The sequence below is a fragment of the Umezawaea tangerina genome (assembly GCF_003002815.1).
Classification (GTDB): Bacteria; Actinomycetota; Actinomycetes; order Mycobacteriales; family Pseudonocardiaceae; genus Umezawaea; species Umezawaea tangerina.
In genome coordinates, this window is the sequence record NZ_PVTF01000009.1 from 55,525 (window position 1) to 76,343 (window position 20,819).

Below are 20,819 nucleotides of genomic sequence, written 5' to 3' on the forward strand. Positions count from 1 at the left end.
CCGCCGAGTGGTTCGCGATGACCAGGACGTCCACCCCACCGACCCGACGCCGCACCGGCACCGGGCCGAGCACGTCGGCGTGGAGTTCGACGAGACGGTGGAGACCTGCGCCCGGATGCTGGAGGCCACACCTGACCTGCACTACCTCGCCCACTACAGCAACGGGGTCTACGACTTCTCGATCGACCGGCTGGGCGACTCGGGTGCGCTGTCACCGCACGACCGGCCCACGCTCAGCCGGGCAGGACGCCAGCTCACCGCGCACCTGCAGCACTTCGACGAGCTGCTGCGCGAGCCGAGGACCGGTGCGCTGATCCGGTTGGTCCTCGAGTCATCGCACGGTACGACGGTGTGCAACGCGATGCTGCCCAGCGTCCACCTCGTCGCCTTCACGTTGGAGGTGCTGCAGGACAAGGCGTCGCCGACGTACCTGGCCTCCGACGTCGTCGACCGGGGGCTGAGCGAACTGGTCACCGATCTGCGCAACCGCATCGGCCTGCTGTCGCAGAACCCCGGCGGGTTCGAGTCGCTGCCTTCTCCTTCGTGGCCCGAGGGCGAGCACCCGGTTCCCAGGTCCTGGCACCTGGGCGGGGACGAGCGGTTCGCACACGCAGCTGCGCTGCGCGAGGCGTGCGCTGAAGCCGTGCGGGCGGACGACCTGCACTTCGCGGCGTATTGTGTCGACGGCACCCTGGTCGCCTGGGCGGACCAGCTGGACCACCCGCTGCTGGGCCCCTTCTTCACCCAGGTGGCGGTGCACGCGCGGCGCCGGTTCTACCAGCAGTTCAGCCGGACCATCAACCGGCACGCCGCGTCGTTCAACCGCACCCTGAACCGCCCTCTGGACGGCACGCTGACGCGGATGGTCTTCGACGTGGAACTCGGCGCGATCTTCAGCCTCCGCCTCGGCGTCGGCGTGCACCTGGTGGGTGTGACCCTCAACCAGAGCAGGGAATCCGCCACCGAGATCCGGCTCGCGGCACTGGCCGACCGCTGTGAGGAGCTCACCAAGGACTAGAGGCTGCCGCAGCAGCGGCGGATGGCGATCGGGGTCAGAGGGCCGCCGACCGGGTGCAGGACGACCGTGCGCAACTGCTCGTCGTGGATCGCGGTGCGCAGGTCCTCGGGGAAGTCGGCGGCGAACCAGCGCGGGTCCTTCAGCGCGCGCACCGATTCAGGGACGCTCTGCAGGTGATCCGCTATGGCGGGCCACCGCACGCGGACGATGCTCCACAGGGCGAGGACATCGGTCTCGACGGTGTTGCCCTCCAGGGTGCGGATGGCGCGGAGCATGCCGTAGGTATTCAGGAAGAGCTTGATCTCACGCGGGTTGCCGCTCAGCAGCGACGCGAACTTGGCCAGGGCGTGCTCGGCGTCCGCCCGCGCCGGTGCCTTGGAGATCTCCACCGCGGCGACGCGCGCCACGACGTCGCGCACCCCGGCGTCGGAGATGCTGTCGATCACCTGGAGGATGCCGCGCTCGTGCCCGGCCGCCGCCCGCACCCGTGAACTGGCTTCGGCGATCTCCTCCGTGCGGGGCTCCGCGGCGTCGATGGCCAGCAGGTGCCTCAGGAAAACCTCGCGATCGGTCGTGCTCAGCCCCGGCATGGGGATCGTGAACTGGAACAGCTTGTCGGCGAACCGGTAGCCGATCGAGCCCGCCGAACTGTCCGCCGTCGGGTGCGCCGCGGCGTAGGCGGAGCGAAGCCAGGCGCCGTCCGCGGCGACGACGAAGCTAGCCGCTTTGGGCTTGCGCTCGGCGCGACCGGGGTAGTCGCGGACGAGGGTCTGCACAGAGTCCAGCAGGTCGACGACGTACTCGCCGGGGCAGCGGTCGAGGTCGTCGACGAAGAACACGACGGGCTTGCGCGACCGGCGCAGCAGCCAGGCGAAGTGGCCGACGATCCTGGCCGCCGGGTTGCTGTCGGACTGCTCGAACAACCGGGCTCCCCCGGCCGACCTCCACATCAGGACCCTGCTGGTCAACCGGGCAGCCGACCACAGCAGCACCACGGCGGGCACGGCCGCCCCGATGACCTTGACCGCGTCGGGAGCGGCCACGCCCGTGCCCAGCAGCCGGGAGACGCCGAACCACGCCCCTGCCGACAACAGCGACAAGACAACAAGGGCGACAGCGAACGGGGCGCCGGAGTGCCGAGCGCGTGCCAACGCCTCACACACGTGCAACCAGGGGCGTGTCCACGTCCGCTGCTTGAGCACCGCGAGCCGCAGACCGGTCAGCAGCGACCACCACGGCACCGACAGCCTGGACTGCTGCCACGCGTCGAACCTGACGACCGTGAAGCCGTCGGTGGTCAACTTGGCCGCCAGCAGTTCGAGGAGCGTGCTCTTCCCGGAGCCCCACGCCCCGTCCACATGCATCAGCAGCGAGGTGTCCGGCTCGGTGTCCCTGGTCTCCCGCAGCCGTTGGGACAGCACGGTGGCGAGGGCCTCACGTCGGAACAGGTCCTCCTTCGTGGGCACGTCGGTGAGCCACCTGACGTGGGCGGGTGCCTCGACCGGCGGCGGGAGCGGCTCGATCAACTGGGCGCCGTCGTCGGACATCACGTCGTCGAACGTGACCCAGTCCTCGTTGCCGTACCTGTCCGCCTTGCGCAACCGGTTCTCGTAGATCCGGTACAACCGCCCCTGCGCCTGGCCGATGGTCTTGAACGTCGTCGACAGCCTGGTGACGGTGCTGTCGTTGATCTTCGGGAAGGCACCTGGCTCCACCGGGTGGTCCAACCTGGAGCTGACGAACGTCCGCAGGTCGCCCGGCCCGAGCTCACGCGTCTCCAGCACGACGGTGGAGGCCCCCAAACGGTCCACGGTGTTGAGCTGCTCCCCGGCCAGGTACGCGGACTCGGTGAAGAAGAAGATCCACGGGTGCGCGGACTCCGCGTACCCGACGGCTTCGGCGACCAGGTCCTCGACCGGGGGCAGGAGGACCGCGAGGACCAGTGCGGGTCCGGTCAGCGCCGAGGAGAGCGCGACGTGAAAGTGGTCCGGCTTCGCGACGATCGCTTCGAGCGAGGCGAGCACGTCGTCGGCGACCAGCTTCTCCCGTCGGACAACGTCCAAGATCTCCCAGCACACCGCGGTCCGCCGCTGGCTGACCGTCATCGACACGCTGCGCAACGCCGACGACAGGTCGACGACGTGCACGGTCGCGCCGGGCCGGACCGGCTCCTCCACCAGGAGGCGCACACAGGCGTTGAGCACCGCGGTCTTCCCCGTACCCGACCCGCCCGCGACGAGCACCAGACCACCCTCCACCTTGGAGGCCAGCCACTTGGTGAACTTGGCGTGCTGGACGGCGGAGTCGCCGATGGGGACGTAGTGGTCCCGGTGCGCAGGGACCTTCCACGGGCACAGCGGTGCCAGCGGTGTCGCGCCCGATCCCGGTAGCAGGAACGGGTTCCGCGGGGGTGGGCCGGACGCGGTCACGATCCGTCCTCGAGGTCGGAGTCCTCCCGTACCGCCTCCTCAAGTTCCCTCGCGACGTTCTCGGCCAGGTTCCTGATCATCTGGTCAAGGCCAGGATTCCGCCACCCCCCGTCCTGCACGCGGGGGTTCGGGGCGTCGACCAGCAACTGGCCCTGCGTGGGCAACGGCAAGTACTCGATGCAGGAGTCGAAGCTCCGGCACAGCTCCTCGAGCCGGCTGAGACCGCGCTCGGCGGGCTGCTGGCTGTACCACGCCAGCACCTCGTCGTGGAACACGCGCACCACCTCGAACACCACCACCGCCGTGATCACCGGACGTTGGTCGCGGTGGTCGCGGAGCCAAGTCACCAACCTCGAGTCCCCGCCACCGGCGTTCGCATCGGCGGCGAACGCGCCGCGCACGAGACCCGCGAGGTCCGCCATCGGCTCCAGCAGTTCGAGGATCGCGCGGAACCGCCGTTCGACTCGGGCGGGCAGCGCGACAGCCTGCCCTTCCGCATCCGCCGCCGGCGCACGGAGCATCTCCCGGAGTTCGACGGCCATGAACCGCTGCATCTGGCCGACCCGGTGGTCGACCGACGTGAGGCCGTCCTGAACGGCGCCCACGTGGCCGTAGAGGGTGAACATCTGGCTGTCGAGCTGCTGGAGCATCCGGTACGCGGGTGTCCACGGTTCACCCGCGACCGACTCGCGGATGCGGCCGACCACCGCGGTCAGCCTCGTCTTGAGCTCGTCGACGAAGTTGTCCGCGACGAAGACCAGCGGCTCGGTGACCAACTGGTCCCGGAACGTCTGGGCGACGTCCTCCTTGAGCAGGCCGTTGACGACCACCACGAGCTCGGCGAAGCCCAGTTCCGAGCGGATCCGGCGGGCTCTGCGCTCCACCTCGCCGATGTCCTGCTCGACGAGGATCGACGAGGTCGTGAGCACGGCGCACTTGCGGCCGTCCACGGTCATGATGAAGTCGTGCTCGACCTCGGAGTCCGCCCGGCGGTAGGTCTGCGTGCGGAAGTCGAGGCCGATGTCCTCGACCACCTGCTGCACGGCGGCCCGCACCTCGATGCTGCCGCTGCGCTGCGTCTGCCCGCGCACCAGGTCGATCACCGATTCCGCGGTGATCGCGCGGCCCTCCCCGCCGATCTCGTCGTAGAGCTGGTGGCAGTGCCTCCTGATCTTGCGCGGGTTGCCCGCGGTGACGGCGACCAGTTGCTGGACGCTCTCCGCGGTGAACGGCGCGAGCCTGCGGTCCCCGAAGCGCAGCGCCTGCGCGGTCATGATGAAGTCCGCGACGTCCGTCGGCACCAACGCCGACATGCCGATCTCCTCGGCCAACCGGTCCCGCACGGCTCTGGTGAGCGACTGCAGGAACTCCGGTAGGCCGATCAGCACGAGCATGGCGTCCGCCGCGCCGATGGTCTCGAACAGCTTGCGGAGCGCGTTCATCACCTGGTCCTGGCGCGCGTCCCCGGTCGGCAGGGTCTTCTCCAGCTCGTCGACCACCAGCACGAACTTGCGCTGCTTGCGGCCGTAGAGCAGGGCGAAAGCGCCAAGGGCCTCCATCGCGGACACCTCGTTGTCGATCACCGCGTGGATGCCGCGATCGCGCAGGGACTCGCCCGGCGGCGCGCCGCACAGCCAGCTCCACACCGCCTCGTCGAACCCCTTCCGCAGCAGCAACGGCAGCGCGATGCCGAATCCGGTGTGCTCGCAGGCGGACTTCAGCTCGTCCTGCGCCTGGATCAGGAGCGTGCTCTCCACCAGCCCGAAGTTCGCGACGGCGGTAGCCGCGTCGTCTTCCTTGGCACGGACCCTCCGCACCAGATCGGCACCGAAGTCCGCCTCGTGCAGCTTGTCCGCGACGATGTCGGCGTAGTAGTCCTCCACGCGCGAACGGACTCCGGGCAGCCCCAGCCGCCCGATGAACTCCAGGTAGATGCCGAGGAAGCCGTCCGCGTTCGCCTCGACGTACACCGACTGGGTCTTGTCCCGCAGGATGGTCTCCGCCCGCAACTGCAGCTCGACGCCCAGGTGGGTCTTGCCCGCGCCGTAGTCCCCGACGATCGCCACCACCTTGCCGTTGCGGCCGTTCTCAGCGGGGACCGACGGCCGGGCCGCCAAGTACCTGCTCAACTGGGCGAACGCCTTGCGGAAAGCCGTGGTCTCGATGGTGATCGGTTCGCGGTCCTTGTACCGCGCGGCGGCTTTCATGGAGAAGGGGTTTTCCCGGAAGTCGGGCGAGCTCATCGACTCACCCCCAGCCGTCGTTGGTGCTTCTCGTACACGAACTCCGTGATGTCCTGGTAGGTGACGACGTCCCCGCGCGAATACGTCAGCCCGCTGCGACGCCGGTCCTCGTAGACCTCGTAGAGAATGCGCTGCACCGTACCGATCGACCGCAGCGGCACCGCGACCTTCTCAATCGTCTCGTCGTCCATCCACGGGTACTCGCCGGAGTCCGAATGCCTTTCCAGGCGGTCGCGGACGAACCGCCGCACGTCGCCTTCGCGCAACTGGCCCACGCCGAGCACGATCGTCGAGTCTCGGTTGCCGCGACCGGCGACGAGGTCGTTCACCTGCCCCTGGTTGAGGTACGCCGACTCCGCGAAGATGACCATCTTGCGCCGGGCCAGTGTCGCGTAGCGGACCAGTTCCTCGATGAGTTCGTCGGTCGGCGGAAGCAGGATCACCAACCGCACGTCGTCGGGGATGTTGTTGGCCAGGTAGGGGTAGAACAGGTCCGGTCTCTCGCAGCGCTCGGCCAGTTCGGTGATGACCGACGCGTCCGGCACGCGCTCCTGGCCGAGTTCGTCCAGCAGACGCCTGCAGATGACGGTCATGCGCTCGTGCACACTCTGCGCCGCGGTGGCGCCTTCGCGGGTGAGGTCGACGATCAGGGTGCGCAGGAGGGCGACGCCGAGGCGGTCCCGCAGCCACGCGGCGCAGCGGTTGATCAAGGACGTCTTCCCGCAGGTGCTCTCGCCGGTGACCAGCACGAAGCGACCGTCGCCCCGCAGGCTCGCCAGCTCGCCCATCTGCTCCTGGAACTGGGTGAACGCCTCACCGGTGTGGTTGATGTCCACGTAGTAGTCGGCGTCCGAAGGCTCGTCCCACGGACACAGGGGCCGCAGCGGCGCCCCGCCGGAGGCCGGGAGCAGGAACGGGTTGACCGCGGGCTGATCGGAGGTCGGAACCTCTGCACCGGTCATCAACGCCCCGCCTCCGGATCGACTTCCACGGGAGTTCTTCGCCCGCGGCAGCCATACCGTTACGGCTTGCGATCGCTCCGTTCAGCACAGCCAACCAATCGCCGGCCGTCAATCCCCCGAATCGGCCCAAAACCAGGGGAATCGCCGGTGGACAAGGCTTGCCGCGCGTTATTCCAGGCGGTCGCCACCAGAACGCGGCGGGACGGCGGAATGCACTCCCCTCGCGCACTCCGGACCGGTGGAGAGCGTGAAACCGTTTTCCGCCATGCGTTTCCCAGCGGCGGAACACCGTCCCCGACGGGACAACGCAGAATTGCGGTTCCCGCCGTCGCGCCGAAATCCCGACCTGTTCGGCGACAGCGAGTGCGGCCGACGCCGGCACTGACCCGTCACCGCGCCCTGTGGTCCCGAACTCCGGGAACGCAAGCGGCACACCACTGCGCCCCACCTGCGCCGAGCCGGCGAAAAGTTAACCGGGATTCCCCCTCCCCAGGGGCGACTAGCTGCCAGGACGTGTGGGGTGTCTTCACAAATCGCGGTGGTTCTCCTACAGTCTGGACGCACGACACGGTGGTCGTTCGCGTTGCGGGGCCGTGCCGGTCCGGTTACCCGCGCGACGACGCAAAGGACGACCATGAGCGCCGGCGAAGACCGCATGAAGGCCGCTGCGGAGCTGACCATTCCCCTGTTGCTGCACCGCAACGCCACCGAGTTCGGCGATCTGCCCGCGCTGGGGCTGTTCGGTTCCGACGAGCCGCCGTTGACGTGGCTGGGGGTGCGGGACGAGGTCGCGGCGTGGGCGCGGGGGCTCGGGGCGGTGGGGTTGGCGGGTGGTGATCGGATGATCATCATGATGTCGGCGCGGCCGGAGCACTGGGTGGCGGACCTGGCGGCGGTGCACCTGGGGGCGGTGCCGTGCTCGGCCTACGACACGTTGAGCTCGGACCAGGTGGGGTTCCTCGGCAGGCACAGCAAGGCGCCGGTGGTGGTGCTGGAGGGGGCCGAGCAGCTGGCGCGGTGGCGGCCGGTGCTGGACGACCTGCCCGATCTGAAGGTCGTGCTGGTCCTCGACGAGGACGCCGTGCCCGCGGACGACCCCCGCATCCGGTCGGCGCGCGAGGTGGTCGAGGCGGGTCGTCAGGCGCACGAGGCCGAGCCCGAGGAGTTCGGGAAGCGCTGGCGGGAGATCACGCCAGAGCAGCCGGTCACGCTGCTGTACACGTCGGGCACGACCGGTGACCCGAAGGGCGTGGTGATCAGCCACCGCAACGCGATCCACCAGGCCGCGTCGGTGTCGGTGCTGGTGGAGTCGCCCGAGCACGCGGCGACCGTGTCCTACCTGCCGTTGGCGCACGTGGCCGAGCGCGTGCTGGGCATCTACATCCCGGTCTACCGGGCCGGGCACGTGACGATCTGCCCCGACCCGGCGAAGCTGGTGCCCGCGCTGGTCTCGGTCCGGCCGGTATCGTTCTTCGGCGTCCCGCGGGTGTGGGAGAAGCTGGTCGCGGGCGTGCAGGGCATGACCGGGGCGATGCCGGAGGACCGGCGCGCCGGGTTCGCCGCGGCCCACGCCGTGGGGCTGGAGGCCTACGACCTGGTCGCCGCGGGCGAACCCGTTCCCGAGGAGCTGGCGCGCCGGGTGGAGCAGGCGGACGCGGCGGTGCTGAAGCCGGTGCGCGCGGCGCTCGGGCTGGACAACCTGGGCTGGGCGGGCAGCGGTGCCGCGCCGATCCCGTACGAGGTCCTGCGCTACCTCGGTGGGCTGGGCGTGCGGGTGCTGGAGGTCTGGGGCATGACCGAGACGACCGGCACGGCGACGCTCAACACCGAGGAGCACTTCCGGCCGGGGTCGGTGGGCAAACCGAACATCGGCATGGAGGTCAAGCTCGCCGACGACGGCGAGATCCTGGTGCGCGGCGGGCTGAACTGCCTCGGCTACCTCCAGGCCGACGGCTCCGTCGCGCCGGTCACCGACGCCGACGGGTGGCTGCCCACTGGTGACATCGGAGTGTGGGACGCCGACGGGTTCCTCACCATCACCGACCGCAAGAAGGACCTCATCATCACGTCCGCGGGCAAGAACATCCCGCCCGCGCGGATCGAGAGCCTGCTGCGCGCCCACCCGCTCGTCGGTGGCGCCGCGGCGATCGGCGACCGCCGCCCCTACGTCACGGCGCTGGTCGTGCTCGACGAGGAGGCCGCACCCGCGTGGGCACGGGCGCACGGCGTGACCGACACCAGTCCCGAGGCACTGGCGGCCGATCCCCTGGTGCTGGCCGAGATCGACCGCGCGGTCGCCGCCGCGAACGAGAAGCTGTCCCGCCCCGAGCAGGTCAAGAAGTTCGTCGTGCTGCCCCGCCCGTGGACGGTGGACAGCGGCGAGCTGACCCCGACGCTGAAGGTCCGCAGGCGGGTGATCACCGACCGGTTCGCCCCCGCCATCGAGGACCTCTACCGCTGACCGTCCCGACCGGACGCGAGCCACGTCGGGTCGAGTCCCACCGGTGGTGGCGCGCCGAGGTCGGCGGGCCGGTACCCGTTGGGGTAGCCCGGATACGTGCGGTTGCGCGGGTCGGCGGAGAGCCGTGAACGGCGGCGCGGCGGCAGCAGCCGGACGACCTCGCCGCGGGCGCGCAACGCCGCCCGCCCGGCACGGGTCTCCCACGCGGGCATCACGGGGAAGCCGAAGGCGGCGGTCATGGCCGGGTCGACGAGCGCGTGCACGGTGCGGCGGACCACCGGCCGCAGCGGCGCCGGGTACCAGGAGCAGAACAGCTCGCGGGTGTACTCACCGATCCGCCGGTTGGTCTCGCTGTAGCGGAAGTTGTCCCGCTCGTAGTCCACTTTGTACTGGCGCAGCTCGGCGCTGGTCTCCGGGATAGCGGTGATGCCCATGCGCTTGCCGACGTTGCGGTAGAAGTGGAACGACGCCAGGCGCTCGTTCTCCGACAGCGGCCGCCAGCCGTAGTCGTCGATCCAGTCGATCGGGTCGTAGACGAACGTCGTGAGCACGTACAGCATGTCGCCGTTGGTGATCCGGTACCGGCCGTGCGCCCGGTTGACCACCCGCAGCGCCTCGCGGCCGCGCGGCGAGTCGTAGCCGTGCTCCACGAGCTCGGCCATCAGCAGCGAGGTGTCGTCGTAGCGGCGCTGCGGCCGGGCGGCGAACTCGCCGGTCGCGTCGAGCAGCGCGGAGATCGACGGCACGCAGTAGGTGCGGAACAGCGCGAACTCCAGCGCGCGCCGGTAGTCCCACGGGAACTCGTACCCCACCGAGAGGCGCTGGATCTCCTGGTGGTCGGCGACCGGGTCCAACGACTCGATCCGGCGCAGCACGTCGTAGCGGCGGCGGGTCACGACAGCCCGCCCTCGACCACCTGGCGCGGATCGCCCGTGTACGAAGGGAAAGCGCTGAGCTCCATCGGACTCCTCCGGCTAGCCGAGCGGAGGGAACTTCGGCGTCCTGCGGTCGCGCGAGGCCAGCACGCCCTCGGTGAAGTCGGGGCGGCCGAACGACTCGACCATGAGCCGCACCGACTCGGCGAACGCCTCGTCCGACCCGCTGTCGGCCGCCGCCCACACCTGGGCCTTGATGGTGGCCATGGCGGCGGGCGAGCAGGACGTGGCGAGGTCGCGGGCGTAGGCCACCGCCGCGGGGAGCACCTCCGCGCGGGGCAGGACCCGTTGCACCAGGCCGATCCTGAGCGCCTCGCCGGCGTCGACCTTGCGGCCGGACAGCAGCAGGTCCAGCGCCGTCGCCCGGCCGACGAGCCGGGGCAGCAGCCAGGCGCTGCCGTACTCGGCGACCAGGCCGAGCCTGCTGAACGAGGTCGCCAGCCGGGCCTCGGCGGCCAGGAAGCGGACGTCGGCGTTCAGCGCCTGCACCAGGCCGAGCCCGGCGGCCCCGCCGTTCACCGCGGCGATCAGCGGCTTACGCAGCCTCAACGGCAGGTCCGGCGGGTGCACGGCGGCGGCGGTCGCGGTCTGGCGGGCCGCCGGGTCGAGCAGGGCGCCCAACGCCTCCGGGGCCGCGCCCGTGCAGAACCAGTCGCCCCGGCCGGTGACCACGACCGCGCGCACGGCGGGATCGGCGTCGGCCTCGACCAGCGCCGCGCAGTAGGCCTCGAACATCGGGCCGGTCAACGCGTTGCGGGCGTGGGGGCGGTCGAAGGTGATCGTGCAGACGTCGGCATCGACCTCGACGGCGATGCCCTCACGCGGGGACATACCCCGAATATGTTTGATATTTTATATGATGTCAAGACTCCGGTGCACGGGAACGGACCACCATGACGATCGGTGCCGACGCGCGCCCCCAGCTCGCCGACGAGGTCGCGGCCCACCTGCGCGGCGCGATCATGTCCGGACGGCTGCGGCCCGGCCGGTTCATCCGCCTGGAGGAGGTCGCCCGAGAGCTCGGCGTCAGCGCCACCCCCGTCCGCGAGGCGCTGGTGGCCCTGCGCGGCGAGGACCTGGTCGACCTGGCGCCCCGCCGCGGCTACGTGGTGAACCCGCTGACCGAGCAGGACGTCCGCGACGTGTTCTGGCTCCAGTCCGGGATCGCGGCCGAGCTCGCCGCCCGCGCCGCGGCGAAGGCCACCCCCGACGACCTCGCGCGGCTGCGGGCCCTGGACGCCGACTTCGTCGCCGCGACCCGCACGGCCGACACCACCGCCGTCGAGCGCCGGGAGTTCGAGTTCCACCGCGCCGTCAACCTCGTCGCCGACGCCCGCAAGCTCTCGTGGTTCCTCGACAACGCCACCCGCTACACCCCGGCGGGCGTCTACTCCTCCGACCCGGACTGGCGGACCCGCACCGCCGCCGACCACGCCACCCTGCTGACCGCGTTGGCCGCGGGCGACCCGGACGAGGCGCGCGCCGCGATGGCCCGCCACTTCACCGACGGCGCCGACCGCCTCGTCGCCCACCTCGCCGAGCTGAACGCGCGGGCCGACCAGGGCTGACGCGGCGCCGACGGCTCACACCAGGCGGCCGACGGCGACGAAGTAGTCCGTGCACCGGCAGACCAGGTCGCTCTCGGAGATCACCAGGTCGCCGTCCAGCCAGGCCGTGAGCACCTGCGCGAGACCGCCGACCAGCAGTTCCGCGGCCACCTCCGGCCGGGCGTCGTCGTGGAACGCCCTGGCCTGCCCGGCCAGCAGCCGGACGAACCGCCGGGTCGACTCGACGCGGCGGCGGGCGACGACGGGGGTGGCGCCCAGGTCGTGGGCGAACAGCAGCCTGCCCCGACGGGGGTCATCGCGGATCCGGGAGACCAGCACCGCGAGCCCGGCGCCGACCTTGGCCCTGGCGTTGGCGGGGGCCGCGTCCACGGCCGCGAGGGTGGCCGTGACGATGTCCTCGATCACGCCGTCGTACACGGCGACGGCGAGCGCGTCGCGGTCGGCGAAGTTCTCGTAGAAGTAGCGCGCGGTGAGTCCCGCCTGCTTGCACACCCCGCGCACGCTGAACTCGCCTCCGACACCGGCGAGCAGGTCGTAACCGGCGGCCAGCAGCTGCGCCCGGCGGTCGGAGCGGCGGTCCTGGCCGGTGACTCCGCCGTAGACGCGCAGCGATCTGGTCTCCACCTGGACATCTTGACACTCGTCCAGACCGGAGGTCGACCACCACCCGGCCGAGTGCTCCGCCTCCCCGGCCCCGGACAGCGCGAAGCGCCGTCCTCGCGGACGGCGCCCGGCACCGGTCACGGCACCAGAGTGGTGAGGATGGCGACCTCGGACTCGTCGTGCGGGAGGTACTTCACCCGCACGGCCGATCCCGGCTGGAGCTGCGGGATGGCGGTCGGCGGGATCGCCTTCTCCTGCACCAGGTCGAACATCGTGCCGTCGAGCCGGGTGATGCGCAGGGTCAGGTGGACCACCGACCGGCCGTTGCGGACCTGCCCGGTCGGCGCCATCGCGAGCACGACGGCCTGCGCGTCGGCGCCCTGCTCGGCGATGTGCAGCTGCTTCGGCGTCACGTGGCCCTTGGCCAGCTGCACGCGGTCCAGCGAGGCCTGGAGCTCCTGCTGCGAGGCGTCGGTGGCCAGGGCGACCCGGCCGTCGGGCAGGTAGCGGACCGGCAGGATCGCGCCGGGGCGGACCGCGCCGAGCTCGGTCAGGTCCACGATCTGGCGGGCGGCGGAGCGGAACGACCGGCCGTCGGGGGTGTCGACGTCGAGCTGGATCTCCAGCTGCGGCTGGTCGTTGACGCTCAGCCCCGTCCGGGAGACCGCGACGACCGTGCCCATGGCGATCGGGGCGCCGAGGAACTCCTTGGGCACACCGCCGCGGAGCGCGGCGAAGCCTCCGCCGAGCTTGCCCGCCAGGGAGAACATCATCGGGGCGACGAACAGCAGGATCATCGGTCCGGCCATCCAGCCGTTGACCCAGGCCAGCTCGCGGTCCGCGGACAGGCCGGTGGCGACGAACATGGCGGTGCAGGCGAGTCCGACGACGAGGACGGCCCAGGCGATTGCCTTCATGGTGGTGTCTCTTCCCTCTTCTTGTGCTGATCGGGTCTGGTGGTCGGTCGGGTCTGGCGGTCGGTCAGGACGGGGAACCGAAGAAGTCGGTGGCCCCGATGTGCAGTGCGGTCACGCGGCCGTCGGCGCCGAGTGCGACGACCTGGTCCCCCGCGGCCACCGCGGTCGAGCCTCCGGGGAGGGTGACCGCCCGGTCGGGAGCGGAGGTGACGTCCAGCGAGCCGGTGACCACGCCGGTCGCGAGGGACACGGCGCTCAGCGCCGTGCCGGTGTCGTTCACGGACCGCTTGTGCCGGACCAGGACGTGCCCCGACGCGCTCCCCGCGGCGTTCCCGCCGTCGAGCACGATCGCCGCGCCGTGGAACACGGTGACGCCCGCCGGGGTCTCGGTGCCGTCGGCGGCGACCCTGACCAGCACACCGCCCGGCGCGCCCGGCCGTTCCCGCAGCTCGATCCGCCCGTCGGAGCCCAGCGCGGCCTTGGCCGCCGTCGACGGGGTGGTCGGGAGGCTCGTCCTGGTGGACAGGGCGCCCGCCCACGCCGCCGCGGTGGCCTGGTCGGCCGGTGCCGCGACGAGGTCGTCCAACGGGATCGCCAGCACCGCGCCGTCGGCGTTCATGGCCACCACCCGGTGGCTCGCGGCGTCGTAGCCGTAGGCCGAGGGGGCGGCGACGAACTGGCCGCCGAGCCCGGTGACCTTGTCCCCCTGGGCCACGATCGCCCCGCCGTGCAGGTCGACGACCACGAGCCCGGAGTCGGTGGCGAGGTAGGCGTACTTCGCCCCCGCCGCCAGCACCGAGGCGTTCCAGATGAGCTCGTCGGACAGCTGCGTGTCCCACAGGACCGCGCCGGTGGCCGGGTCGGCCGCGGCCAGCCGCACCTGGAACATGTCCTTCGCCATCAGCTGGAACATGCCCCGTGCGCCGTGCCGCTCGTAGGGCACCAGGACGACGTCGTGGCCGTCGACGGAGGTGGCCGCGATGCCGGGCTGCACGTGGACGTCGGGCTCGGGGCTGGCGAGGTAGGAGAACCCGAAGAACATGAAGGCGAAGAACACCAGCGGCACCAGCACCCCGAGGAACCTCGGGAACCGACGGCGGACGCGGCGCGGCGCCTCGTAGGGCGCTACCGGGGTGTAGGGCTGCGGTGTCTGGTACATGGGACTGGCTCCCTGCCGGGTCTCGGTCGTTGTGGGAGAAGCTTCCGGCGCGCTGCCCGCCTACCGATCACAGGAATGCCGGGAGCACGTCCGCGACCTGCGACGACGCGAACCGGGGGAATGCGGCACCGGGACCGGGGTCGGCGCATTAGGCTCCGGCGGGTGAGCACCACGAGCGCCCGAGCCGCCGAGGCGGCGCTGCCGCGGGGGCTGCTGATCGCGCAGGCGTGGGCCGGGCTCGGCGAGGCGGTGGCGCCGCTGAGCAACGGGGCGGGCCGTCCGCTGGCGCGCACGGTGAAGCTGATCCTCGACCCGCTGGTGCTGCGCCCGGTGCTCAACCCGCGCTTCGCCGCCGGGGCGATCGGCTTCGAGCACGTCGACGCGCTGCGCGACCGGATCACCGCGGCCGGACCGGTGCTGGCCGCGACCGCCGCGTGGTTCCTGGTCCTGAAGAAGGAACGGCGGCGGGCCGGGATCACCGAGGGCAACCCGCAGGACCTGTACTTCCAGCGCTGCTACGAGCTCGCGAGCGAACACGGCGGTCCCCGCGACGACCCGGCGGCCGCGCGGACGGCCGCCGCCGTGCTTGCCGAGGTGCATGGGCAGGATGGGCCGACCGTGGCGAGACTGCGCGACTTCGTGACCGACCCCGGCCACGTGGGCGAGCTGGTCCGGCTGCTGAACGCCGCGTGGGCGGGCACCACCGAGCCGGGGCCCGCGCCGGACGCCGTGCGGGCCGCGGAGTTCCTGGCGAGCTGCCCGGTTGCCCCGGACGAGGCGCTGTTCGACGCGCTGGTCGCGGACCTCGTGGGCAGCTGGGGGGCGGTCGAGCTGAACCGGCCCGGTGTGGCGCGAGCGCACGGGCTGACCGACCTCACCGTGCCCGAGCCGCCGGTGCTGGGGCGGACCGCGTCGAAGAACAGCCTGCCCAAGCCGTTCGACCGGTCGATCGTGGAACGGCTGTTCTCCGCGCTGACCTCGGCGTTCCACCGGGACGCGCTGGAGGACGTGCCGGAGCTGGTGCGGCTCGAGATCAGCCGGTCGGCCGGGGCGTGGCAGCTGGCCGACGAGGCGGGCCGGGTGGCGCTGGTGCTGGGCCGGGAGGCGGCCGCGGCGCTGGTCGGCGGGCCGGTCGGTCCGGCGGGCGGGGCGACCGCGAGGCTGCGGCTGCGGTGGGACCGCGAGGCGTACGTGCACCGCGCGCTGCGGATGCCCACCAGCGTGCCCGACGGCGTCCGCGCGGACGTGCACGGTGTGCGCGAGGCCTACCTGCGGCGGCTCTGGGTGCGGGTGCACGGCCGCGAGCTGCGGCACGACGCGGTCACCGCCGACGGGCTGTGGGACCTGCTCGACGGCGTGCTGCGGTCGGTGATCCTCGACCAGCGCGACCGGCTGCGGTCGGCGTTGGAACGGCAGTCGGCGGGAGACCCGTGGTGAGGATCGGACGGGCGGACGACGGGATCGTCGTCGGCGAGTGGCCCGCGCACCCCGAGCGGACGGCGCTGCTGGAGGCCAGGGGCGCGCTGCTGGCGTGGGACGTGCCTGCCGACGACGTCGTGCCCAGCGCCCGGATCCACGACCCCGACCGCGCGGCGGAGTGGCTGTGGGAGGTCTACGGACCGGACGCGGCGGCCGCGGTGCTCGCGGGCGCCGACGAGGTGGACCCCGTCGAGGGCGACCGGCGGGTCCTCGACGCCGCACGGGTCGCGGCCCACCTGGCCTGGGCCGACGCCTGGTGGCCCGCGTCCGCGACCGCCGAGGTGCCCGCGCTCGACCCGGTGCTGCTCGCCGCCGAGCTGGCGGTCGCGGTCGGTGACGTCGAACACCTGCTGGACGACGAGGACGCGGTGGCACGGGCGCTCGCCGCGGTCGGCGCGCTGCCGTCCGACCCCGCGGCGGCCGTGCTGGCCGCCAGGCTGGCGGAGCTGGCCGAGGACCACGGCGTCGTGCCCGCGACGGCTCCCGCGCCGACCCGGTCGTCCTACGCCCTCGCGGCGGGCGGAGGGGATCGCGGCGACGGCGTGACCGTCCTCAGTGGAGCGTCCGCCGTGGACTGGGCGCTGGTGCCGCGGGGAGTCGTGGACGCGGCCGCCGATGCGGTGTGGACGCTTGTCCGCCGCCAGGGCTCGACCTTCCTGGAGGTCGAGGTCAGCCCCGGTCCACGGCCGGGCCCTCGGCTCGCGGCGCGCTTCGGCCGGGTGGACGTGCCGATCGACGGCACCGATGCGCTCGGCAGGCTCACCGGCCGGATCGCCGTCCCGCCCACCGTTCTCCTGCTGCCGCCCGCCGACCGCGTGCTCACGGTCTACGCGCCGGACTTCGCCGACCCCGACCAGGCCCTCGACCCCGACGGTCCACGGCGGCGGGCGGAGATCATCGCCTACGCCCGCTCCCGCCCCGGCTCGCCCGCCGCCACGTTGACCGAACGGCTGGCCCGGTGACCTGGAAGGAGCTCACCGACCAGGGCGTCCGGCGGGTCCAGGCCGACGACCACACCGGGGCGGCGGCCGCGTTCCGCGCGGCGCTCGACGCGGCCGCGACGCCGGACGAGCGCGCCGCGGCCCTGGTCAACCTCGCCGCGGTCACCCCGGACCAGTCGGCTGCTCTGCTCACCGAGGCGATCGGTCTGGCCGAGGACGACTCGGTGCGCGACGCGGCCCGGATGGCGCTGGGCCGGGGTGGGCTCGGGCCCCGGTGGCGGCACTGCGCGGACCTCAACGCCCAAGGCGCCGAACTGGCCGCCGCCGGCGCCCCGAGGGCCGTGCCGGTGTTCGAGGCCGCCTACCGGGAAACGTTGGCAGCGCAGGACGTCGAGGCCCTGGTGTGCCGGGCGGCCATCGCGGGCAACCTCGCCGGGGTCGTCGGCACGACCGAGGACGTGCTGCGCTGGAGCACCGAGGCCGTCGACGTCGCCCGGTCGGTGCTGGCCGCGGTCGGTGACGTCCACGGCACCGCGGACGTGCTGGTGAACGCCCTGGTCACACGAGCACAGCACCTCCGGCACACGTCCCGGCTCACCGAGGCGCTGGCGGACCTGGACAACGCGCTCGACCTCGCCCCCGACGGCGTCGGGGCGCGCAGCGTGCGGGCGGGCGTGCTGGCCGCCGCGGGCCGGTTCGCCGACGCCGCGGCCGAGGCGGACCGCGCGCTGGACCTCGCCTACCGCACGGCGCCGCACCTGGCCGCGTCCGTGCACGCCACGCTGGCCGAGATCGCCGGGGCGACCGGCGACGCGTCGGGCAGCGCCGAGCAGTTCGGCCTGGTCCGCGACCTGGCCACGGCGACCGGCGACACCGCGAGCGAGGCCGCCGCCCTGCTCGGCCTGGCCCGGCTGGCCTACCTCGACTCCGACAACGAGCGGGCCGACGCCCTGTACGCCGAGGTCGAGGCCCGGCACGGGACGGACCGGCGGGTGCTCGCCGTGTGCCTGCACGGCCGGGCGGCCGTGCGGATCGGCCTGGGCGAGCCCGCGGAGGCGGTGCGGCTGCTCGACCGCGCGCGCGACCTGCGCGGCGACCAGGTGACGCCCGTCGAGCTGATCGCGATCCACCAGGTGCGCGGTGGCGCCCTGGAGGCCTTGGGCGACTTCGCCGCGGCGGACGAGGAGTACGGCGAGGCCATCGCGATCGGGGACCGGGCCGGGCTGTGGCACGTGGCGCTCGGCATCGCGTGGTGGCGGGCGGACGCGCTGGTGCGCTGGTCGTCCACTGTGGACGACCGGCGGGAGCTGTGCGCCCGCGCGCTGGACCTGGCACTGCCCGCCGCGCTCGCCGCCGAGGCCGTCCGGCAGCGCTTCGCGCACGGTCCGCTGCGGGAGCGCTGGGTCGCGCTCGCGGCGGCACCGGCGACCCGGTCGGCGTTCACGGCCGTGGCCGCGCTCGGCGACGTGGAGCTGGCCGCCGCGTACATCGACCACCTCGCCGCGACTGTCTCGTTGCGGGCCGAGGAAGCCCAACCCCTGGCCCGTGACGAGCTGCTGTTCCTGCCGACTCCCCCGAGCACCAGGGAGGAGCCGCACCTCCCCTACGCCGCGTCCGCGCTCGCCGGACCGGCCTCCGACACCGCGGCCGCGTTCGCGCTGCCGCCGCGGGTCCGCCTCGACCCGGCCGTTCCGTCCACGTTGGACCGGTGGATCGACGTCGCCGAACAGCGCTACGGGTTCCCGGTGCGCTCCGCGGAGGCGGTGGCGTCGTGGTAGCCGTGCAGCTGAGGTTCGTCGACGCGGGCGAGCTCTACGTGTCCTGGCGCTGGGAGCACGCCCTCGACCAGCCGCGCGTGCTGGTGCTGCCTCGCGCCCTCGTCCAGCAGACCCTCGACGACCTCGCGCGGGCCGTCCCCTCGCCGCTGCCGGGCGAGTCCGGCGACCAGGCGCTCGTCCGCGCGCTCACCCACGGGCCGTTGACCGACCGGGTCGAGGAGATCGCCCTGGCCGAGCGGCTCGCGCGCACCCTGCTCCCCCACCAGCTCGCGGGCGAGCTGAACGCCGTGATCGGCCAGGGCGTGCGCCCGCACCTGCGCGTCCAGCCCTCGCCGTCGACCGCGCTCGTGCCCTGGGAGGCGCTGCGGATCGACGACGGCGAACGCACCGTGCACGCCGCCGACGTGTCGGTCCTCCCGCCCGCGACCGTGCGCAACGCCCCCGAACGCCGGGTGTCGCCGTCGCGCGGCCCGGTCGTCGGCGTGCTCGACCCGCGCGTCCCCGGCTTCGCCGACGCGTCCGCCCTCGGCTCGGTGCTCGGCCCGATCCCGGACGGCTCGGACCTCGCCGCCCTCGCGAAGTCGCTGGGCGGCGCGCGCCGCGACGACGTGGACCGGGACGTCCTGGAGGCCGCGCTCGCCGACGCCTCGCGCTTCCTCTACGTCGGCCACGTCACGACCGGCGGCCACGGCCTGGACGCGCGGCTGCACCTGTCGTGCCGCGCGGACACCCAGGGCCGGGCCGCCGTGCTCGGGGCGCATCGGCCGCTCACCGCGGCGGACCTCGTGCTGGGCCACCGGCCGGGCGCGCCGAAGCCGTGGCGGATCCCCAACCGGGTGGCGCTGGTGGCGTGCGAGAGCGGTGGCGACGTGCGGTTCGCCGAACCGACCGGCCTGGTCGCGGCGATGGTGCACGGCGGCGCCGAGTACGTGGCGTCGACCAGGTGGACCCTGCCGACCGACGCGGGTCTGGCCCACCTCGTCCCCGACTTCCCGCCCACCGCCGTGCTCGGCCCGGCCGTCGTCGCGGTGGACGCGGCCCAGTCGGCGGCGGACCCGGTGGCCGCGCTCGGGGCGTGGCAGCGGGAGCGGGCGGACCTGTGGGAGCGGGCCGGCGACCCGGCGCACTCCCCGGTCGTGTGGGCGGCGTTCACCACGGCGTGGGCACCCGGTCCCCGGTGAACGCCGACGCGGTGGCCGCCGCCTTCGCCCTCGGGACGCCGCTCGGCGATCCGCAACCGGTCGCAGGCGGCGGTTCGCACCTGGTGTGGCGGCTGACGACGACCCGCGGCACGTGGGCGGTCAAGCGCCTCAACCGGTCGCGGGAGCCGTGGTGGATGCGCGACCACGTGGAGTCGGCGCACGTCCAGGAGGCGGCTTTCCGCGCGGGCGTGTCGATGCCGCGGCCGGTGCCCCCGCTGGATCCCGCCGCTCCGCTGCTGGCCGACCTCGTGGTCGACGGTGAGCCGGTCAGCTTCCTGGTGCACGAGTGGTGCCCCGGAACGCCGTGGGCGGGCGAGGACGTGCTCGACTGGCTCGGCGGGACGCTCGCGACCCTGCACGCGCTGCCCAGCGGACCGGAGTCCCCACGACCGCTGCGGTACCCGCTGGACCCGGTCTCGGAGTGGCGGGTGTGGCTCGACGAAGCGCCCGCGCCCACGTCGGCCGACTTCCTGGCCGCGGTCCGCGCGCACCTCCCCGACGTGGCGCGAGCGAAGGAGGTCGTCGACCGGACGCCCACGTCCGGGCTCACCCCGGTGTCGACGCACCGGGACGTGAAGCCGGACAACGTGCTGGTCGTGGCCGGACAGCCGGTACTGGTCGACTGGGACGGGGCGGGCGCGGACTTCGCCGAGTGGGAGGTGACGCGGACCGCGCTGGCGTTCGCGCCCGACCGGGACGGGTTCCGCCGGGTGCTGCGCGGCTACCACGCCGCGGGCGGGAGACCCGTCGAACCGGGTGAGACGGCGTTCGACGGACTCCTGCGCGGCCGACTGGCCTCCGCCGCGTGGCTGCTGTGGCGGGCGCTGGGCCACCGACCGGTGAGCGCTCCGGAACGGGAACGGGCGCACGTGCACGCGGTGGAACAGCTCCGCGACCTGCGGACATCGTTGGACCGGCTCGCCGACTGGTCCGACTGGCCGCGCTGACCGGCACCCGCCGCGCCCGATCTTGTCCCGTCGGCTGAGCGGATCACCCGGTGTCCGAACCCATCGCTGACGAGATATCCGCAGGTCAGCTCGTTTCTGGGAACGCTCCCAGGGAATTGGGTCGCACTCCAAGATCACAACAAGGACCAACCGGACCAAAAGGCATTGCCCCCACTG

16 protein-coding genes are annotated in these 20,819 nt (G+C 72.9%); 8 read left to right on the top strand and 8 right to left on the bottom strand.

Going from position 1 to position 20,819, the window contains the following annotated elements; all coding sequences use genetic code 11:
• Positions 1-7: 7 nt before the first annotated feature.
• Complete coding sequence (locus CLV43_RS28410; RefSeq protein WP_106190740.1) at positions 8-1,018, top strand: hypothetical protein; 1,011 nt, start codon at positions 8-10, stop codon at positions 1,016-1,018.
• On the opposite strand, the gene CLV43_RS28415 is transcribed toward CLV43_RS28410, so the two are convergent.
• From CLV43_RS28415 to CLV43_RS28425, 3 genes are read right to left on the bottom strand one after another with little or no spacing between them, the layout of a single operon-like run.
• A complete protein-coding gene (locus CLV43_RS28415; protein ID WP_106190742.1) occupies positions 1,015-3,447 on the bottom strand; it encodes a KAP family P-loop NTPase fold protein in 2,433 nt (810 codons plus the stop codon). The two genes, CLV43_RS28410 and CLV43_RS28415, sit on opposite strands and share 4 nt — an antisense overlap.
• Positions 3,444-5,690: a hypothetical protein gene (locus CLV43_RS28420; RefSeq protein WP_106190744.1), complete on the bottom strand. Its 2,247-nt coding sequence runs from the start codon at positions 5,688-5,690 to the stop codon at positions 3,444-3,446. Before CLV43_RS28420 ends, CLV43_RS28415 begins: the two co-directional genes overlap by 4 nt.
• Positions 5,687-6,652, bottom strand: a complete 966-nt coding sequence (locus tag CLV43_RS28425; protein ID WP_106190745.1) for a P-loop NTPase family protein — start codon at positions 6,650-6,652, stop codon at positions 5,687-5,689. The genes CLV43_RS28420 and CLV43_RS28425 overlap by 4 nt, the downstream gene beginning before the upstream one ends.
• A 634-nt stretch (positions 6,653-7,286) precedes the next feature.
• Here CLV43_RS28425 and CLV43_RS28430 point away from each other — a divergent pair.
• Positions 7,287-9,113, top strand: coding sequence for an AMP-dependent synthetase/ligase (locus CLV43_RS28430; protein ID WP_106190747.1), 1,827 nt, complete (start codon positions 7,287-7,289; stop codon positions 9,111-9,113).
• Here the strand turns inward: CLV43_RS28430 and CLV43_RS28435 are convergent.
• Positions 9,104-10,009 (bottom strand): oxygenase MpaB family protein, encoded by a 906-nt coding sequence (locus tag CLV43_RS28435; RefSeq protein WP_106190748.1) that lies wholly within the window; start codon positions 10,007-10,009, stop codon positions 9,104-9,106. The two genes, CLV43_RS28430 and CLV43_RS28435, sit on opposite strands and share 10 nt — an antisense overlap.
• 78 nt (positions 10,010-10,087) lie before the next feature.
• Positions 10,088-10,879: an enoyl-CoA hydratase-related protein gene (locus CLV43_RS28440; protein ID WP_106190750.1), complete on the bottom strand. Its 792-nt coding sequence runs from the start codon at positions 10,877-10,879 to the stop codon at positions 10,088-10,090.
• A 62-nt stretch (positions 10,880-10,941) separates the two neighbouring features.
• Here CLV43_RS28440 and CLV43_RS28445 point away from each other — a divergent pair, with 62 nt between their 5' ends.
• Entirely contained in the window at positions 10,942-11,616 is a 675-nt protein-coding gene (locus CLV43_RS28445; RefSeq protein WP_106190752.1) for a GntR family transcriptional regulator, read from the top strand.
• Positions 11,617-11,631: 15 nt separating this feature from the next.
• Here the strand turns inward: CLV43_RS28445 and CLV43_RS28450 are convergent, their stop codons facing one another.
• The 3 genes from CLV43_RS28450 to CLV43_RS28460 form a co-directional block, all read right to left on the bottom strand.
• A complete protein-coding gene (locus CLV43_RS28450; protein WP_106190753.1) occupies positions 11,632-12,240 on the bottom strand; it encodes a TetR/AcrR family transcriptional regulator in 609 nt (202 codons plus the stop codon).
• 116 nt (positions 12,241-12,356) lie between these two features.
• Positions 12,357-13,136: a hypothetical protein gene (locus CLV43_RS28455; protein ID WP_106190755.1), complete on the bottom strand. Its 780-nt coding sequence runs from the start codon at positions 13,134-13,136 to the stop codon at positions 12,357-12,359.
• Positions 13,137-13,200: 64 nt separating this feature from the next.
• Positions 13,201-14,295, bottom strand: coding sequence for a PA2928 family protein (locus tag CLV43_RS28460; RefSeq protein ID WP_106190757.1), 1,095 nt, complete (start codon positions 14,293-14,295; stop codon positions 13,201-13,203).
• Positions 14,296-14,457: 162 nt separating this feature from the next.
• On the opposite strand from CLV43_RS28460, the gene CLV43_RS28465 reads away from it, so the two are divergent.
• The 5 genes from CLV43_RS28465 to CLV43_RS28485 are packed head-to-tail and all read left to right on the top strand — an operon-like array spanning position 14,458 to position 20,642.
• Positions 14,458-15,732 carry a hypothetical protein gene (locus CLV43_RS28465; protein WP_106190759.1) on the top strand — a complete coding sequence of 425 codons (1,275 nt, stop codon included), beginning with the start codon at positions 14,458-14,460 and terminating at the stop codon, positions 15,730-15,732.
• Positions 15,729-16,736 (top strand): hypothetical protein, encoded by a 1,008-nt coding sequence (locus tag CLV43_RS28470; protein WP_146174944.1) that lies wholly within the window; start codon positions 15,729-15,731, stop codon positions 16,734-16,736. Before CLV43_RS28465 ends, CLV43_RS28470 begins: the two co-directional genes overlap by 4 nt.
• Positions 16,733-18,493, top strand: a complete 1,761-nt coding sequence (locus tag CLV43_RS28475) for a hypothetical protein (protein ID WP_106190763.1) — start codon at positions 16,733-16,735, stop codon at positions 18,491-18,493. Before CLV43_RS28470 ends, CLV43_RS28475 begins: the two co-directional genes overlap by 4 nt.
• Positions 18,487-19,674: a CHAT domain-containing protein gene (locus tag CLV43_RS28480; protein WP_106190764.1), complete on the top strand. Its 1,188-nt coding sequence runs from the start codon at positions 18,487-18,489 to the stop codon at positions 19,672-19,674. Before CLV43_RS28475 ends, CLV43_RS28480 begins: the two co-directional genes overlap by 7 nt.
• Positions 19,671-20,642 carry a phosphotransferase enzyme family protein gene (locus CLV43_RS28485; RefSeq protein ID WP_146174945.1) on the top strand — a complete coding sequence of 324 codons (972 nt, stop codon included), beginning with the start codon at positions 19,671-19,673 and terminating at the stop codon, positions 20,640-20,642. Before CLV43_RS28480 ends, CLV43_RS28485 begins: the two co-directional genes overlap by 4 nt.
• Positions 20,643-20,819: the final 177 nt, after the last annotated feature.